This window comes from Microbacterium sp. NPDC077644, assembly GCF_040702785.1.
GTDB lineage: Bacteria > Actinomycetota > Actinomycetes > Actinomycetales > Microbacteriaceae > Microbacterium.
This window is the reverse complement of record NZ_JBFBME010000001.1, coordinates 783,609-799,315: the sequence shown is the minus strand read 5'-3', so window position 1 is coordinate 799,315 and position 15,707 is coordinate 783,609. Positions and strand designations below refer to the sequence as shown.

17 protein-coding genes are annotated in these 15,707 nt (G+C 69.3%); 4 read left to right on the top strand and 13 right to left on the bottom strand.

Features of this window, described 5'->3' with window-relative positions:
• Positions 1-9: 9 nt before the first annotated feature.
• Positions 10-1,263: an MFS transporter gene (locus tag AB0269_RS03835; protein WP_366209915.1), complete on the bottom strand. Its 1,254-nt coding sequence runs from the start codon at positions 1,261-1,263 to the stop codon at positions 10-12.
• Positions 1,264-1,437: 174 nt separating this feature from the next.
• Here AB0269_RS03835 and AB0269_RS03830 point away from each other — a divergent pair, with 174 nt between their 5' ends.
• Entirely contained in the window at positions 1,438-1,734 is a 297-nt protein-coding gene (locus tag AB0269_RS03830) for a hypothetical protein (protein WP_366209914.1), read from the top strand.
• A 9-nt stretch (positions 1,735-1,743) separates the two neighbouring features.
• Here AB0269_RS03830 and AB0269_RS03825 read toward each other — a convergent pair whose 3' ends face one another.
• The 3 genes from AB0269_RS03825 to AB0269_RS03815 are packed head-to-tail and all read right to left on the bottom strand — an operon-like array spanning position 1,744 to position 4,377.
• Complete coding sequence (locus AB0269_RS03825) at positions 1,744-2,922, bottom strand: acetyl-CoA C-acetyltransferase (protein ID WP_366209913.1); 1,179 nt, start codon at positions 2,920-2,922, stop codon at positions 1,744-1,746.
• Positions 2,919-3,572, bottom strand: coding sequence for a 3-oxoacid CoA-transferase subunit B (locus AB0269_RS03820; RefSeq protein WP_366209912.1), 654 nt, complete (start codon positions 3,570-3,572; stop codon positions 2,919-2,921). Before AB0269_RS03820 ends, AB0269_RS03825 begins: the two co-directional genes overlap by 4 nt.
• A 1-nt stretch (position 3,573) precedes the next feature.
• On the bottom strand, positions 3,574-4,377 hold the full coding sequence (locus AB0269_RS03815; RefSeq protein WP_366209911.1) for a CoA transferase subunit A: 804 nt from the start codon (positions 4,375-4,377) through the stop codon (positions 3,574-3,576).
• A 104-nt stretch (positions 4,378-4,481) separates the two neighbouring features.
• Here AB0269_RS03815 and AB0269_RS03810 point away from each other — a divergent pair, with 104 nt between their 5' ends.
• A complete protein-coding gene (locus tag AB0269_RS03810; protein WP_366209910.1) occupies positions 4,482-5,270 on the top strand; it encodes an IclR family transcriptional regulator in 789 nt (262 codons plus the stop codon).
• Positions 5,271-5,280: 10 nt separating this feature from the next.
• Here AB0269_RS03810 and AB0269_RS03805 read toward each other — a convergent pair whose 3' ends face one another.
• Genes AB0269_RS03805 through AB0269_RS03765 form a run of 9 tightly spaced genes read right to left on the bottom strand, consistent with a single transcriptional unit; the run spans position 5,281 to position 13,872 of the window.
• Positions 5,281-6,189 carry an alpha/beta hydrolase gene (locus tag AB0269_RS03805; RefSeq protein WP_366209909.1) on the bottom strand — a complete coding sequence of 303 codons (909 nt, stop codon included), beginning with the start codon at positions 6,187-6,189 and terminating at the stop codon, positions 5,281-5,283.
• Positions 6,186-6,938: a 3-hydroxybutyrate dehydrogenase gene (locus AB0269_RS03800; protein WP_366209908.1), complete on the bottom strand. Its 753-nt coding sequence runs from the start codon at positions 6,936-6,938 to the stop codon at positions 6,186-6,188. The genes AB0269_RS03805 and AB0269_RS03800 overlap by 4 nt, the downstream gene beginning before the upstream one ends.
• Entirely contained in the window at positions 6,931-7,629 is a 699-nt protein-coding gene (locus AB0269_RS03795; protein ID WP_366209907.1) for a TetR/AcrR family transcriptional regulator, read from the bottom strand. The genes AB0269_RS03800 and AB0269_RS03795 overlap by 8 nt, the downstream gene beginning before the upstream one ends.
• Positions 7,613-9,178, bottom strand: coding sequence for an AMP-binding protein (locus tag AB0269_RS03790; protein WP_366209906.1), 1,566 nt, complete (start codon positions 9,176-9,178; stop codon positions 7,613-7,615). The genes AB0269_RS03795 and AB0269_RS03790 overlap by 17 nt, the downstream gene beginning before the upstream one ends.
• Positions 9,175-10,302: a branched-chain amino acid ABC transporter permease gene (locus AB0269_RS03785; RefSeq protein WP_366209905.1), complete on the bottom strand. Its 1,128-nt coding sequence runs from the start codon at positions 10,300-10,302 to the stop codon at positions 9,175-9,177. The genes AB0269_RS03790 and AB0269_RS03785 overlap by 4 nt, the downstream gene beginning before the upstream one ends.
• On the bottom strand, positions 10,299-11,174 hold the full coding sequence (locus AB0269_RS03780) for a branched-chain amino acid ABC transporter permease (RefSeq protein WP_366209904.1): 876 nt from the start codon (positions 11,172-11,174) through the stop codon (positions 10,299-10,301). Before AB0269_RS03780 ends, AB0269_RS03785 begins: the two co-directional genes overlap by 4 nt.
• Entirely contained in the window at positions 11,171-11,881 is a 711-nt protein-coding gene (locus AB0269_RS03775) for an ABC transporter ATP-binding protein (RefSeq protein WP_366209903.1), read from the bottom strand. Before AB0269_RS03775 ends, AB0269_RS03780 begins: the two co-directional genes overlap by 4 nt.
• Positions 11,878-12,672 carry an ABC transporter ATP-binding protein gene (locus tag AB0269_RS03770; protein WP_366209902.1) on the bottom strand — a complete coding sequence of 265 codons (795 nt, stop codon included), beginning with the start codon at positions 12,670-12,672 and terminating at the stop codon, positions 11,878-11,880. The genes AB0269_RS03775 and AB0269_RS03770 overlap by 4 nt, the downstream gene beginning before the upstream one ends.
• A gap of 12 nt (positions 12,673-12,684) precedes the next feature.
• Positions 12,685-13,872, bottom strand: coding sequence for a substrate-binding domain-containing protein (locus AB0269_RS03765; RefSeq protein ID WP_366209901.1), 1,188 nt, complete (start codon positions 13,870-13,872; stop codon positions 12,685-12,687).
• Positions 13,873-14,007: 135 nt separating this feature from the next.
• On the opposite strand from AB0269_RS03765, the gene AB0269_RS03760 reads away from it, so the two are divergent.
• Entirely contained in the window at positions 14,008-14,451 is a 444-nt protein-coding gene (locus AB0269_RS03760; protein ID WP_366209900.1) for a MarR family transcriptional regulator, read from the top strand.
• Positions 14,448-15,695, top strand: coding sequence for an MFS transporter (locus AB0269_RS03755; RefSeq protein ID WP_366209899.1), 1,248 nt, complete (start codon positions 14,448-14,450; stop codon positions 15,693-15,695). The genes AB0269_RS03760 and AB0269_RS03755 overlap by 4 nt, the downstream gene beginning before the upstream one ends.
• Positions 15,696-15,707 lie beyond the last annotated feature (12 nt).

The following is a 15,707-nucleotide window of genomic DNA, read 5'->3' as shown; positions in this document are numbered from 1 at the left end:
TACCCCAGGCTACCGACTGCGCTGACGCACCCGACTCGCCGGCCAGTTCAGCAGAGCACACGCGAACACGATGCCGGCGGCGATCGCAGGCAGGATCAGCGCCACCGATGCGCCGCTGGATTGAGCGATCTCGCCGGTGATCGCCGAGCCGATCGACTGCCCGACGATCACGGCCGAGCCGAGCATCGTCATGACGGTGGCCGAGCGACCCAAGGGGCTGCGCGATGCGCCGAAGCTGTACTGGGTGACCAGAGTCGGACCGATGCCGATGCCCATGATCGCGAGGACGCCGACCATACCGCTCACGCTGTCGACGGTCGCCAGGAGCGCCGAACCGAGCACGAGGATCCCGGAGAACAGGACCCAGCGGGCGCGGAGACTGAACCGCGCGGGCAGCCACGCCACTCCCAGCGCGAGCACGGCGGAGCCGATGCCCATGACGCCGTAGAGGAGCCCGGCCTGCTCCGGTTCTCCTCGATCGGCCATGAAGGCCGTCAGCGCGGTGAGGGTCGCGCCGAAGAACAACCCGACGCCGAGAATACCGGTGACGACGACGAGCAGCTCGGGGCGGAACAGTTCGGCCGCCGATGACGGGGCCCGCCCGTCGGTACCGCGCTCCGCGGAGACGTGACGTCCGCTCGGATGCAGAGCGAACGCACCCACGAACACGAGGGTGAGGATCGCGGCGCCGATCATGGGCGCCCACGGTGCGAGCACGGACGCCGCGATGCCGACGAGGAACGGTCCGAAGACGAACACGGTCTCGTCCGCCGCGGACTCGTACGCCATCGTCCCCGAGAGCGTACGGGCGCGCTGGTGCTCGGGCATCCGCTCGCTGATGATCGTCACCAGTCGCGATCGCGACATCGGGGCGACCTGCGGGGCGGTCGCCCCGACGCCGAAAGCCGCGAGCAGGACGAGTGCGTCGGGAGCCGAGCTGTAGACGACGACAGCGAAGAGCACGAGGGCCGCACTGTTCGCCACGGCGAGGACGATGAGCACGCCGCGCTGGCCGAAGCGGTCGGCGGCGGCGCCGAGCAGCGGGCCGAAGCACGCCGTGCCGATGCCGACGGCCGCCGACGTCAGTCCGCCGAGCGAGAGCGAACCCCGGGCGGAGACGACGACGGTGAGAACGCCGACGACCATCATCGCGAACGGCAGGCGCGCGATGAAGGCGATGAGGAAGTACGGCAGGCCCGCCTGGCGGAGCAGGCTCGCCGGTCGGGTTCGAGGGGATGGAACTGATGCGTGTGTCTGTGTCATGACTCTCACGCGCCCGGACGGCGCGGGATCAGGTGCCGCCGCTTTCCGTCGGGATGCCGACGGCCGGTAGATACACAGCTTCTGGCGCTCGCGCGCCGCACCGATCATAGCGAGGGCACCTGAGTGTTTTCCAGCCCGCGCGCGCCCGGGTGCCATGAGGGTAGCGTGGACGCCATGCGCTACCTCTTCAGCACCGGTCTGGTCGCAGCGATCTCTGCAGGAGTGTCACTTCTGCGCGGAACTCGAGACGAACCGATCACCTGGCGGGTGGTGCTCTCGTGGTTGAGCTGGGGCATCACCCTCTCGCTCGCGATCGGCGCCGTCGTCGACATGAGGAGAGAACGCACCGGCAAACTGGTCGACGCCGACTCGCCGCAGTCGGTCAAGAAGGCGAAGAAGGCGCAGCGCCTGCAGTTCAAGTCTCAGAAGGCCCTGGCAGACGCCCAGCACCACGCCAAGGATCGCCGCTGAAGGTCTGCGTCAGCGGGTGAGGATGAGCGCCTCGCCCTGACCTCCGCCGCCGCACAGGCCGACGGCGACGGTGCCGCTCCCCCGCCGGTTGAGCTCGTGCGCCATGTGCACGACCAGGCGGTTGCCGGATGCGCCGATCGGATGCCCGATCGCGATGCCGCCACCGTGAATGTTCACGATGTCGCTCGAGATCCCGAGTTCGGTCTGCGATCGCGCGACGACCGCTCCGAAGGCCTCGTTGATCTCGACCAGGTCGAGATCGGCTGCGGTGATGCCCTGCTTCTCGAGCGCGCGGGCGATCGCCTGCGCCGGCTGGGCCTGGAGCGAGTTGTCCGGGCCTGCGGTCTGGCCGCTCGCACCGATGACGGCGAGCACCGGCCAACCCTGAGCCTCGGCGTTCTCGCGCGTGGTCACGATGACGGCGGATGCCCCGTCGGAGATCTGCGAGGAGTTGCCGGCGGTGATCGTTCCGCCCTCGGCGAAGGCGGCACGCAGCTTCGCGAGCGTCTCGACGGTCGTGTCGGGGCGCACGCCCTCGTCGCGGGTGAGGACGAGCGGCCCGCCGCGGCGTTGCGGGACTTCGACGGTGACGAGCTCGTCATCGAAGACGCCTGCGTCGGCGGCAGCGGCGGCGCGCTGGTGCGACAGCGCCGCGACCTCGTCCTGCGCCTCGCGGGTGAGCTCGAAGCGCGGGTTGTGGCGCTCGGTCGACGCGCCCATGCTCTCGCGGTCGTAGGCGTCGGTGAGTCCGTCGTAGGCCATGTGGTCGAGCACCTCGACGCTGCCGTAGGTCCAGCCGTCGCGCGATCCCATGAGCAGATGCGGTGCACGCGTCATCGACTCCATGCCGGCGGCGACGACGGTCGTGGCATCCCCTGTGCGGATCATGCGCGCGGCGTCGATGATGGCGGTCAGGCCCGAGAGGCACACCTTGTTGACCGAGTGCGCCGGGACGTCCCAGCCGATGCCCGCGCCGATGGACGCCTGGCGGGCCGCGTTCTGGCCGGAGCCTGCCGCGAGCACCTGGCCCACGATGACCGCGTCGATCGCGGCGGGGTCGATGGACGCCTGCTCGAGGGCGCCCTTGATGGCCAGGGATCCCAGCTGCGGCGCGGTGAACGATGCAAGCTGCCCCTTGAGGCGACCCTGCGGTGTGCGGGCGGCGACGACGATGACGATGTCGGTCATGAGTTCTCCTTCAATGCTTCCGCGACGATGAGCGGGGGCTCGGTCGCGTCGATGACCTGCTGGGCGCTCACACCCGGCGCGGTCTCCACGAGCACGAGTCCGGCTTCGGTCACATCGATCACGGCGAGATCGGTGATGATCCGGTGCGCGACCCCGCGACCGGTGAGGGGCAGGGAGCACTCGTTCACGATCTTCGCCGAGCCGTCCTTGGCGACGTGCTCCATGAGGATGATCACGCGGCCGGCGCCGTGGACGAGGTCCATCGCGCCGCCCGGCCCCTTGACCATCTTGCCGGGGATCATCCAGTTCGCCAGATCTCCCGTCGCGGAGACCTGCATGGCGCCGAGGATCGCCGCATCGATCTTTCCGCCGCGGATCATCCCGAAGCTCGTCGCGGAGTCGAAGAACGCCGTGCCGGGGAGCGTCGTGACCGTCTCCTTGCCGGCGTTGATCAGGTCGGGGTCGACCGCGTCCTCCGTCGGATACGGACCGACGCCGAGGATGCCGTTCTCCGACTGCAGCACGACCGTGACGCCCTCGGGGACGTAGTTGGGCACGAGGGTCGGCAGGCCGATGCCGAGGTTCACGTAGGAGCCGTCGGAGAGCTCGGCCGCAGCACGCGCGGCCATCTGCTCGCGGGTGAGTGCCATGTCAGGCTCCTTCCGTGGTGGTCGCGGGCTGCGAGGCCGCCGGCTGTGAAACCGTGCGCCGCTCGATGCGCTTCTCGATGTCCGTGCCGACCTCGATGATGCGGTGCACGAACACGCCGGGGAGGTGCACGCTGTCGGGGTCGATCTCGCCGGGCTCGACGAGCCGCTCGACCTGGGCGATGCACACCCGACCGGCCATCGCGGCGAGCGGGTTGAAGTTGCGCGCCGCCTTGTTGAACACGAGGTTGCCGTGGCGGTCTCCGACCGCGGCGTGCACGAGGGCGAAGTCGGTGGTGATGGCCTCCTCGAGCACGAAGTCCTTCTGCACGCCTCCGACATCGAAGGGGCGCACCTCCTTCACGGGTGACGCGACGGCGATCGAGCCGTCGGCGTTGTAGCGACGGGGCAGGCCGCCCTCAGCGACCTGGGTGCCGACGCCGGTCTGCGTGAAGAAGGCCGCGACACCGGATCCGCCTGCGCGCAGCTTCTCGGCGAGCGTGCCCTGCGGGGTGAGCTCGAGCTCGAGCTCACCGGAGAGGAACTGCCGCTCGAACTCCTTGTTCTCGCCGACGTACGACGACGTCATCTTGCGGATCCGCTGCGCGTTCAGCAGGATGCCGAGGCCCCAGTCGTCGACGCCGCAGTTGTTGCTCACGATGCTGAGGTCGGTCGTCCCCTGGGCGAGCAGGGCCTCGATCAGGGCGATCGGGTTTCCGGAGAGGCCGAATCCTCCGACGGCCAGGGACGCGCCGTCCTGGATGTCGGCGACGGCCTCGGCGGCCGAGGACCATTGCTTGTCGATCACGCAGCACTCCTTCGTGTCAGGTCTTCCTCCAGCATCCGCCTTCCGCGTCCATACCCGAAGCGCAGTCTTGCGATGTGGTCGGATCTGCGGGTAGCGTCCACATTGTGGACACCTCGAATCGCTCCGTCCCGGGCGCGCAAGCGGTCGCCAGGGCAGCGCGGCTGCTGCGCCTGGTGACGTCGGCGGCAGGCGACGGCGCGGCGCTGCAGGACCTCGCCAGGACCGCCAACCTCTCGCGCTCGACCGCGCACCGGCTCCTGAGCGCCCTGCGAGCCGAGGGACTCGTCGATCGCGATGAGGAGAGCGGGCTGTGGATGCCGGGGCCTGAGCTCTTCCTCATGGGATCCGTGGCCGCGGCGCGGTACGATGTCACCGCCCTCGCCCGCGACATCGTGCGCTCTCTGGCGGTCAAGACCGAGGAGAGCGCGTTCCTCTCGGTACGCCGCGCGGATGAGACCGTGTGCCTGCTGCGGGAGGAGGGGTCGTTCCCCATCCGCTCGTTCGTCCTGAGCGAGGGGGTGCGCTTCCCGCTCGGCGTCGCGAGCGCCGGGCTCGCGATCCTCTCGTTCCTGCCTGACCACGATGTGGATGCCTATCTCGACCGGCATCCCGAGCTCAGCGAGCGCTGGGGCAGGACGCATGCGCGCGCTCCCCTGCGCCGCCGCCTGGCGGAGACGAAGGAGCGTGGCTATGCCGTCAACCCCGGACTGATCGTCAACGGAAGCTGGGGCATGGGGGCCGCGGTCTTCGACCGCACCGGCCGCCCGGAGTGGGCGCTGAGCCTCACCGGCGTCGAGTTCCGCTTCGGCCCCGACCGGATAGCCGACCTGGGACGCACGCTCATGGCGCACGCGCACCAGCTGTCGTCCCGCATCGCGGGCGCCAGACGCTGAGCGCGTCCGCTCAGGCGCCCACGGCCGCGATCGCCGACTGCACGAGCGGCGCGAGCTGCCGCGCCCCCCGCTCGCTCATGACGACCGTGTAGTGGTTCAACCCGTCCAGGTGCCGATGAGCGACCTCAGGATGGTTCGCGAGGAGCCGCTCCCGGTGAGCCGGCGGATACAGTCCTGGCTCCTCGTTCTGCAGGCCGCGCGGCACCGTCACGAACAGCGTCGGGTGCGCGATCGCGGCAACGGCCTCGCTGAGCGCCGTGCCGAGGTTCAGGTCGATGGTGTCCTCGACCGTCGTCTGGTAGCTCGTGGCCGGGCGCAGCAGCTTGCCGTCGGGGACGAGGTCGTACGCGATGTACTGCTCGAGCTCCTCGCTCCACTCGTCCCGGAACGCGGGGTGGTTCCGCCAGAAGCCCTCCACGTACTCGGGCACATCGGTCCAGCGCTTCGAGAGGCGCTCGGCCGTCGGCCCCAGGATGACCGACACGAGCTGCTCCGGTTCGACGCCGTCCGGCACATCGAGGGGCAGTCCGCCGTCGATGAGCACCAGCTGCCGCACGCGCTGCGGGTGCAGGTGCGCGAGCACGACCGCAACGAAACCACCCATCGAATGACCGATGACGGGCACGGCTTCGAGCTCGAAACCATCCAGGACCGCGATCATGTCCGTCGCATGCGCCGTCATGCCCGCGGACCCCTCGAGGGCGTTGCTCCCCCCTCGCCCGCGCAGATCCGGCGCGATCACCCGGACGCCGGGGAGCTGTTCGACGAGGAACGGCCAGGCCAGATGCGAGGACGTGACGCCGTGGATCGCGAGCACGGTCGGCACAGGGCCTTCGGCTCCGACGGGATCCCACACGCCGACGCGGAGGTCTCCCCCGCTGACGGGGACGTCGACGGTCCGATAGGTGTGCGTGCTCATCGCGACGTCCACCCGCCGTCCATCGTGTAGGAAGCGCCCGTGACCATCGCGGCGTGCGGCGACGCCAGCCAGCCGGCGAGCGAGGCCACCTCGACCGGGTCGACGAGCCGTTTGATCGCGCTCTCGGTGAGCATGACCTTCTCGACGACCTCGCTCTCGGGGATGCCGTGCACCGCCGCCTGATCCGCGATCTGCTTCTCGACCAGCGGAGTGCGGACGTAGCCCGGATTGATGCAGTTGCTCGTCACGCCGTGCGGACCGCCCTCGAGCGCCGTCACCTTGGAGAGCCCCTCGAGACCATGCTTGGCGGCCACATATGCGGACTTGAACGGGCTCGCCCGCAGCCCGTGGACGCTGGAGATGTTGATCACCCGACCCCAGCCGCGTTCGTACATGCCGGGCAGGGCCGCCCTGATGAGCAGGAACGGAGCCTCGAGCATGATGCGCTGGATGGCGCGGAACGCAGCGGGGTCGAACTCCGCGATGGGGCTGACGCGCTGGATGCCGGCGTTGTTGACGAGGATGTCCGCCTCGAGCGTCAGATCGTCGAGCGCTGTCGTGTCGGAGAGGTCGACCGTCCAGGCCTCTCCCCCGAGCGCCTCCGCATGCTCCTGCGCGGCCTCGGCGTTGAGGTCGGCGATGACGACGTGCGCGCCGCGGGATGCGAACTCCTCGGCGCACGCGAGCCCGATCCCGCTCGCGCCCCCGGTGATGACGGCGCGGCGTCCTGCCAGGTCCTGCTCAGCCATGGTCCTCCTCCTTCGATCCGGCATTCGCCGCGGTGTGTGGCCGCAGCGCGTTGCCGATGAATCTCGTCATGCCGTCCAGCACTGCGGCATCGATCTGCGCGGGCGGGTCGCCTTCGGCATCCCGTTCCCAGAGCAGGTACCGCATGCCGATCAGCTCACCGGCGCCCATGAGGGCCCACGCCGCCACCTCGGCGTCGAGAGTCGGATCGATGTCGCCCTCGGCCTGTGCGGCCCGGAGCCCCGCCCGGTAGCCCTCGACGATCCGCTCGTAGTGGATGCGCAGCGTCGCGGGAGACACGAACTCCGCCTCGCGCACCACCCGGTACAGAGCAGGATGGGCCGCGGTGAACCGGAAGAACCCCTCGAAACCCAGGCGCTCGGCCTCGATGCGATCGCTCGCGTCCGCCATCGCCTCTGACATGGAGTGACGCACACGGCTGTTCAGATCGATCACGAGCGACTCGAAGATCGTCTGCTTGCTGTCGAAGTAGAGGTAGAACGTGCCGAGGGCCACACCGGCGCGCTCGGTGATCTTCACGATCGACGCCTCGTGATAACCGAGGTCGGCGAACACGGCCTCGGCGGCCTCGAGGAGCTTCCGCCTCGTCGCCTCGCCCCGCTTGGTGAGCGGCCGGCCCGTCGCGGGCGAGACCAGTTCGTCGCCGGCGGTGATCTCAGTGGGCTCGGTCATCGGCATCCTCTGTCTCTCGTGTCGTCGCCGCTTCGCGGGCCATCGCCCGCAGTCGCACCCTGGCGACCTTCTCGATCGTGGAGCGCGGCAGCTCGTCGAGAAAGACGACCCGCGCCGGGAGCTTGAATGCGGCCAGTCGCTCCCGGGCGAACGCCATGAGCTCGTCGGCCGACAGCCCTCCGCTTGCGACGACGAACGCGACGCCGCGCTCTCCCCATACCGGGTCGGGCGCGCCGACCACGGCGACCGCCTCGACGAGCGGATGCTCCGCGAGCGCGCGCTCGACCTCGGCCGGCGCGACGTTCTCGCCGCCCGAGACGTAGATCTCCTTGAGCCGGTCGACGATGCGGTACACGCCGTCGGCATCCCGGTGCGCGAGATCACCCGTGCGGAGCCAGTCGCCCGCACGCACGCGCCGGGTGGCCTCGGGGTCGTCGAGATACTCTGCGAACGTGCTCGGACCCCTGACCCACAGCTCACCGGTCGCGACGCCCTCCAGCGGCAGAGCCGTGGCGACGTCGACGAGACGGACGTCGACCGACGGGTACGGCCGGCCGACCGCGCCCGGGTGCGACTCCAGCGCGGTCGCCGGCAGCGCGAGCACGTTGGGACCAGCCTCGGTCAGCCCGTATCCCTGCGTGAGCGCGACCCCGCGCTCGGCCCAGGCCGCTGCGAGTTCCGCGGGCATCGTCGCGCCGCCGACGAGGGCGTGACGCAGCGACGACAGGTCCGCGCCTGTCCATCCGTGCGCCTCCTGCAGCATGCGGTACTGCGTCGGCACGCCCATCATGGTCGTGACGTGCCGGTCGCGAATCAGCTGCAGCACCCGCGCGGGGTGGAACGAGCGCTCCAGCACGACAGTCGCTCCGGTCCACCACGCCAGCAGCGGCTGCACGTTCCAGGCTGCGACGTGATGCTGCGGCAGCATCGCGAGGACGACATCGGACGCCGTCATCGGCATGACCTGCGACAGAGCCAGATTGTTCCAGAAGCAGTTCGCGTGCGTCAGGACGACGCCCTTCGGGGCGGCTTCGCTCCCCGAAGTGAAGATCACCAGGAGCGGATCGTCGTCGCGCACGGCGCGCTGGGCCGTCGGCGATCCGGATGCCGGTGCTGCCGCCTCGATGCCCGTGGCCCCGAGGAATGCGTACGCGGGTGCGTCGTCGTCCAGCATCCGCAGCGCAGAACCGGCGAGAGCGACGTACTCGTCCTCGACGAGGACGAGATCGGCACCGCTGCGGCGGATCAGCGCGGCGAGCTCGGTGGGTGTCAGGCGCCAGGAGAGCGGCACGAAGGCGATGCCGAGGAAGGCGCAGGCGAAGAAGGCGACGACGTGATCGGCGGAGTTGCCGGAGACCGTCGCGAAGCGCTGTCCCGGACCGTAACCGGCGCCCGCCAGCCGGTGCGCGAGCCGCTCGGCACGATCGGCCAGCGTCGCGTAGTCGATCACGACGCCGCGGTCGTCGATCGCGATGGCGAACGGGTGCGACACCGCACGATCGCGCAGCCAGCGTCCGACGGTGTGGGATCCGTCCACATCCGGACTCATCGCACTCCCGCCTCCGCCGGGGCCGCTTCGCTGTCCTCGAGCGCGGCGAGCGAGCCCGCGGCAGGCGCACCGCCGCGGCGACGACGCCGCAGTGTGTCGACGGTGCCCGCGATGCCGCCCGGCAAGAACATGACCACGAGAATGAAGAGTACGCCCAGAAGGAACAGCGGCTCCGACAGGGGGATGCGCAGGAAGTCCGGCAGCGCCTGGATGCCCTCGGCGCGGGCGAGCACGGTGAGCCGCTGGTCGAGGATCGTGTACAGCACTCCGCCGACGATCGCTCCCCAGCGGAATCCGACGCCGCCCAGCACGACCATCACGAGAACGGTGATCGTGAGGTCGGCACCGACCGCGCTGGGCTGGGTGCCGGACTGCAGCAGCAGGTATGCGACACCGGCGAGGCTCGCGCACAGCGCCGCGATGACGAACACGATCAGCTTGGCCCGCGCCGGACGCAGCCCGAGCACCTGGACGCGCAGGTCGTTCTCACGGGCGGCCGCGGCGAGGTGACCGAGCCGCGACCTGTCCACCCAGAGCACGATGAGGTATACGAGGACGAGGACGATCAGCGACAGCCAGTACAGGTTCCGGGTGTTCACGACGCCCACGAGCCAGTCCGGCACGCTCTCGGTGTGCAGGCCGAGGCCCTCCTCGCCTCCGGTGATCGCCTGGTTGCGGCGCACGAGCACGGATCCGGCCTGCGCGAAGGCCAGCGTCACCATCGCGAAAGGGATGCCGTTCACGCGCATCGCGACTGCACCCGTGATCAGGGCGACCACCATGCCGCCGATGAGGGCGGCGAACACGCCCTGCCACAGCGGCAGCCGGAACGCGTCGAGGAGGATGCCGAGCCCGTAGGCGCCCGCACCGAAGTACAGCGCGTGGCCGAACGAGAGCATCCCGGCCGAGCCCAGAAGCAGGTTGTAGGACAGGGCGAGGGCCGCGAACACCATGCACAGCGAGAGCAGGGCGAGCGAGCCGGGCGTGTAGGTGGGCCCCGGCAGGATGCCGGGCAGCGACAGGTTCAGCAGCGGCAGGATCGCCATGACGATGACGAGCACGGCGCCGACGATGACGGGCGCGGCCGACTTCCAGACCGATCCCTGAGCTTGTCGAAGGGTCATGCCTTCCTCCCCATGAGGCCTGCGGGGCGTACGAGCAGCACGACCGCGAGCAGGATGACGACGATGAAGTCGCCCGTGCCGCCCAAGTAGGTGTTGGCGACCTGCTGCAGCACCGCGACGAGCACCGATGCGATGGCGGCGCCGGTGAGCGATCCGAGTCCGCCGACGACCGTGACGATGAACGCGAAGATGAGCAGCGTCGACCCGAGGTGCGCCGACACATAGGTCATCGCATGCATCGCGAGCACACCGCCGATGCCGGCTGCCGCTCCCCCGATCGCGAAGACGAGGGTGAACGAACGGCGCACGTCGATGCCGAGGGCGGTGACCATCGACCGGTTCTCGACACCGGCTCGGATGATCATGCCGTAGCGCGTGTTCTTCAGGAACAGCACGAGTCCTGCCAGCACGAGCGCTGCCGCGATGATGAGCACCCAGTACTTGTTCGGGATGCTGGCGCCGAGCACGTCGGTGGTCTGCCCGAGCCAGGAGGGCCCTGAGACGTTGATGGCATCCGTTCCCCAAATGCCCTCGAACAGGGCGATCGCCGCGAACGAGAGGCCCACCGTCACGAGCACCTGCTCGATGTGCCGCTCGTACAGCGGTCTGATGAGGATCAGTTCGGTGAGCGTCGCGAACACGGCGCCGACGACGGCTCCGACGAGGATCGAGAGCAGGAATCCCGTCCAGGTGCTCGCACCGATCGCCTGGGCGACTCCCCATCCGACGAGGGCACTGAGAGTCAGGAACGCGCCGTGGGCGAAGTTGAGCACGTGCATGAGCCCGTAGATGAGACTCAGTCCGCTCGCGACGAGGAAGTAGAGGGCGCCGAGACCGACGCCGATGACGAGGGTGAGGATGAGCGCGCTCATGCGTGAGCCTCCGCACTGACTCCCAGCAGCCTCCGGGTGAGATCGGGGTCGTCGAGGATCTCTCCTGCGTCGCCGATGTGGACGACGCGCCCTCCGGCGATCACGACGGCTCCAGCTGCGAGCTGCCGGACGACCTCGAGGTTCTGCTCGACGAGCAGGATCGGAACGGTCTTCGCCGCCTCGGCGAGGGCGTCGGACACCTCCTTCACGATCTTGGGCGCGAGCCCCTTGGTCGGTTCGTCGACGAGGAGGACGCGGTTGTCGTTGAGGAGCGCGCGGGCGACCGACACCATCTGCTGCTGCCCGCCCGAGAGGGTGCCGGCGCGCTGGTCGCGGCGCTGGACGAGGTCGGGGAACAGCGCGTCGACGAACTCGCGTCGAGGTGCGCGCTGACGTTCGGCGAGGGCGAGGTTCTCGGCGACCGTGAGGCCGGCGAAGACCTCGCGGTCCTCCGGCACGTAGCCGACGCCGCGCTGGACGATCCTGTGGGTGGGCAGGTTGTCGATCCGCTCGCCCTCGAGGAGCACCTCGCCACGGCGGGAGATGAGCCCGAGGATGCCGCGCAGCGTCGAGGTCTTGCCGACGCCGTTGCGGCCGAGGACCGCAGTGATGCCCGTGGCAGGAACGTCGAACGTGACGTCTTCGACGACCTGCTGCCCGGCGATCGATGCACGAAGGGAACGGACCTGGAGGATGGGTTCGCTCATGCCGCGGTCCCCGTTCCGAGATAGGCGCTCTGCACTGTCGGGTTCTCCATGATCTTCTGCGGCGTGTCCAGCGCGATGATCGTGCCGAAGTACATCACAGCGACGAGGTCGACCAGTCCCATGAGCACGTCGATGTGATGCTCGACCATCAGGACGGTGCATCCGCTCGCGCGCTGCATGCCCCGGATGTTGTCGACGAGCCCCGCCACGTCACCGGATGCGACGCCGGCCATCGGCTCGTCGAGCAGCACGAGACGGGAGTCCGTCGCCATCAGCGACGCGATCTCGAGCTTCCGCTTGTCGCCGTGGCTGATGTCTCCGGCCGGGGTGTCGAGCCGATGGCCGAGGCCGACCTGCTCGAGCACCTCGATCGCCTGCGTCGTGGCTGCGTCATCGCGGCGCGGGAACTTCAGCAGCGAGTAACTGCCGCCGTGCGCGGCCTGGACGGCCACGCGGACGTTCTCGAGGATGCTGAGCTTCGGGAACAGGCTCGATGTCTGGAACGTGCGCCCCAGTCCTGCCCGTGCCCGTTTCGGGACGGAAAGGGCGGTGATGTCCTCGCCGTCGAGGAGGATCCGGCCGCTGGTGGGCCTGATCACGCCCGAGATCGCGTTGAACAGCGTGGTCTTTCCCGCGCCGTTGGGCCCGATGACTCCCACGAGGGAACCGGGCGCGATCTCGAGGTCAACGTCCCCCAGGATCGTCGCTCCGCCGATCTGGAGGCCGAGCCCTTCGACGCGCAGCGCGGCGCCGGAGCGCCCGCGCTCAGACAGGACTGGGGTGTCGTTCATGACGGCTTTCCGTTACGGCGCGACGTCTGCCGCGTCGACCGTGGCGACGAGCTCGGGCACGAAGGTGTCTCCATCGGCGACGAGCTTGGCCTGGTACATGTCCTGCAGGAGGGCGTGGTCCTCGGCGCGCACCGTGTTGGTGCCCTTCGGACCCTCGAACTCGAAGCCCTCGAGAGCTGCGATCATGGCGTCCACGTCACCCTTGCCCTCCTTCACGGCCTGCACGAGCATGACGGCTGCGTTGAAGCCGTCCGGGCTGAACAAGTCAGGAGTACCGCCGGCGGATTCGATGGCCTCGACCATCGCGGTGTTGACCTCATTGTCCGGGGCTCCGGGGAAATAGTGGTTCAGGAAGTTGATCTTCTCGCTCGCCTCGCCGTACGCGCCGAACGTAGCAGCGTCGCCGAGCCCGGTGACGACAGGGATGCTCTCGAGCACGCCCTGCTGGCTCATCGCCTGCCACATGGCACCCGAGGTCGCGCCTGCCCACGCCACGAAGACGAGGTCGGGTTCGGCGCTGAGCACCTGCTGCGCGAACGGGGTGAACTCCGTGACGTCCTCTGCGACGAGAACAGGCGTCACGGTCGCGCCCTTGCCGCCGAGGATCGCTTCGACGGCTGCGACATTGCCCTGGCCGAAGGCGTTGTTCTGGGCGAAGACGGCGACCGTCTTGCCCTCGATGTCATCGAGGAAGGTTCCTGCCGTTGCGACGTCCTGTGCGGACTGGCGGCCGGAGCGGAAGGTGTAGTCGTTGATGCCGGTGACGCCGTCGGCCGCGGCAGGACCGGAGATGAAGAGCACCTTGTTCTGCTCGGCCTGCTCCGCCATGGCGAGTGCGACGCCCGATGAGGCGCTGCCGAGCAGGATGTTCACGCCGTCGCCGATGAGCTCCTTCGCCGCGGTCACAGCCGTGTCGGGGTCGCCGGCGTCGTCGCGGTACTCGATCGTGATCTTCGTGCCGTCGACCTCGTTCGTGCCGTCGGTCGCGTAGTCGAGTCCGGCCTTGAACGCGTCGAGGTACTGCTTGCCGTAGCCGGCGAGCGGACCGGTCTCGCTGGTGACGACACCGGCGACGATCTCGGCCGGGCCCTCGCCCTCGCCCTCGCCGCCGCCGGTCGCGGCCTGCGGCGCACAGGCCGCCAGGACGATGGCGGCCGTGGCGACCACGGAGCCCAGGAGCAACTTCTTCGAAACACGCATGTGAATGCCTTTCGCCGTTGGAAGGTCTTGATGTCTATCAACCTGAAAGGTGAATCAGGTTGCTCGAACTCTAGGACGGGATCGCGCTCATCGTCAAGTCGGGCCATTCATACCAGCAGGTATATACTTTTTGGTATGAATCGCCCGGATGTCATCTCGTCGATCGTGGTCTCGGCCCACGCGCTGGCCCGCATCGCCGCACAGGATGCTGAGAACGACGCGCCCGCAGCCCAGTGGCGTGCGCTCACTCTGCTCGAGCGGACCTCAGGCAGACGCGTCGGAGAGCTCGCCCGCGCCTCGCGAACGACTCAGCCGGGAATGACGCGGCTGGTGGGCGATCTGGAGCGCGCCGGACTGGTGACGCGCGCCCCCGATCCCTCCGATTCGCGCGCGACCGTCGTCGACATCACGCCGGAGGGACTGCGGGCACTCGCGGAGTGGCGCGAATCGTTCCGCGCCGCGCTCGCACCGCGCTTCGCCGACCTCGACGCGGCGGGCTGGGACGCACTGCGCCGCGCCGCCGAGATCCTCGCCGCGCACAGCATCGAAGAATCCGAACAGACAGGAGAGAACGCGTGAACACGGCCGTTTCAGGCGACGCGACAGCAACCGGATCGATCTGGCGCCAGCCCGCCCAAGTCTGGGCCGTCGCCTTCGCGAGCGTCGTCGCATTCATGGGCATCGGCCTCGTCGACCCGATCCTCCCCGCGATCGCCGAATCGCTGCAGGCGAGCCCGACCGAGACCGAACTGCTCTTCACCAGCTATCTGCTCGTCACGGGTCTCGCGATGCTCATCACGAGCTGGGTCTCCAGCCGCATCGGAGCCAAGGCGACGCTGATGATCGGGCTGGGCCTCATCGTGGCCTTCGCCCTGGCCTCGGCGCTCAGCGGCAGCGTCGACGCGATCATCGGCTTCCGGGCCGGGTGGGGTCTGGGCAACGCCCTGTTCATCTCGACGGCCCTGGCGACGATCGTCGGCTCCGCGTCCGGCGGCAGCGGCGCGGCGATCGTGCTCTACGAGGCCGCGCTCGGCCTCGGCATCGCGATCGGGCCACTGCTGGGCGGATTGCTGGGCGAGGTCAGCTGGCGCGGTCCGTTCTTCGGCGTCGTCGCTCTGATGGCCATCGCCTTGATCGCGGTGCTCACGCTGCTGCGCGATTCCGGCGGGAAGCGGGAACCCGTGCCGTTCTCGGCGCCGTTCAAGGCTCTTGGGCGCCCGGCCCTCGCGATCCTCGCCGTGGCGGCGCTGTTCTACAACATCGGCTTCTTCGTGCTGCTCGCGTTCTCGCCGTTCCCGCTGGGCTTCGGCGCGATGGGCATCGGGTTCACGTTCTTCGGCTGGGGCGTGGCACTGGCGATCACCAGCATCTGGCTGGCACCGTGGATGATGAGGCGCATGTCGCGCACGGCGATCATCCTCACGATCCTGCCCCTGCTCGCGGTCGACCTCGTCGCCGCGGGATTGCTCGCCGAGACGGCATCGGCACTCGTCGTCTGCATCATCATCGGCGGCCTGCTCCTCGGCGTGATGAACACCGTCCTCACCGAGGCCGTCATGGAGGCGACAGACCTCCCGCGATCCGTCGCCTCGTCGGCGTACTCGGCCGTGCGCTTCATCGGCGGCGCGATGGCGCCGCCGATCGCGGCCCTGCTGTGGCACGCGTTCGACTCCACGGTCCCGTACCTGTTCGCCGCGGCATCCGCCCTCGTCGCCGCACTGACGGTGTTCCTCGGGCGCGGCATCCTCGCCAGGATCGACGATGAGCCGGAAGATCCCGTCGCGGAGGACGCCGAGGCCATCACGGTCGGCGACGCCGCCTGACACGCCCCGGGG

What these genes read in the sequence shown, in the direction of transcription:
- AB0269_RS03835 (WP_366209915.1), bottom strand. Translation starts at nt 1,263, where the DNA reads ATGACACAGACACACGCATCAGTTCCATCCCCTCGAACCCGACCGGCG.
- AB0269_RS03830 (WP_366209914.1), top strand. Translation starts at nt 1,438, where the DNA reads ATGCGCTACCTCTTCAGCACCGGTCTGGTCGCAGCGATCTCTGCAGGA.
- AB0269_RS03825 (WP_366209913.1), bottom strand. Translation starts at nt 2,922, where the DNA reads ATGACCGACATCGTCATCGTCGTCGCCGCCCGCACACCGCAGGGTCGC.
- AB0269_RS03820 (WP_366209912.1), bottom strand. Translation starts at nt 3,572, where the DNA reads ATGGCACTCACCCGCGAGCAGATGGCCGCGCGTGCTGCGGCCGAGCTC.
- AB0269_RS03805 (WP_366209909.1), bottom strand. Translation starts at nt 6,189, where the DNA reads ATGAGCACGCACACCTATCGGACCGTCGACGTCCCCGTCAGCGGGGGA.
- AB0269_RS03800 (WP_366209908.1), bottom strand. Translation starts at nt 6,938, where the DNA reads ATGGCTGAGCAGGACCTGGCAGGACGCCGCGCCGTCATCACCGGGGGC.
- AB0269_RS03795 (WP_366209907.1), bottom strand. Translation starts at nt 7,629, where the DNA reads ATGACCGAGCCCACTGAGATCACCGCCGGCGACGAACTGGTCTCGCCC.
- AB0269_RS03790 (WP_366209906.1), bottom strand. Translation starts at nt 9,178, where the DNA reads ATGAGTCCGGATGTGGACGGATCCCACACCGTCGGACGCTGGCTGCGC.
- AB0269_RS03785 (WP_366209905.1), bottom strand. Translation starts at nt 10,302, where the DNA reads ATGACCCTTCGACAAGCTCAGGGATCGGTCTGGAAGTCGGCCGCGCCC.
- AB0269_RS03780 (WP_366209904.1), bottom strand. Translation starts at nt 11,174, where the DNA reads ATGAGCGCGCTCATCCTCACCCTCGTCATCGGCGTCGGTCTCGGCGCC.
- AB0269_RS03775 (WP_366209903.1), bottom strand. Translation starts at nt 11,881, where the DNA reads ATGAGCGAACCCATCCTCCAGGTCCGTTCCCTTCGTGCATCGATCGCC.
- AB0269_RS03770 (WP_366209902.1), bottom strand. Translation starts at nt 12,672, where the DNA reads ATGAACGACACCCCAGTCCTGTCTGAGCGCGGGCGCTCCGGCGCCGCG.
- AB0269_RS03765 (WP_366209901.1), bottom strand. Translation starts at nt 13,872, where the DNA reads ATGCGTGTTTCGAAGAAGTTGCTCCTGGGCTCCGTGGTCGCCACGGCC.
- AB0269_RS03760 (WP_366209900.1), top strand. Translation starts at nt 14,008, where the DNA reads ATGAATCGCCCGGATGTCATCTCGTCGATCGTGGTCTCGGCCCACGCG.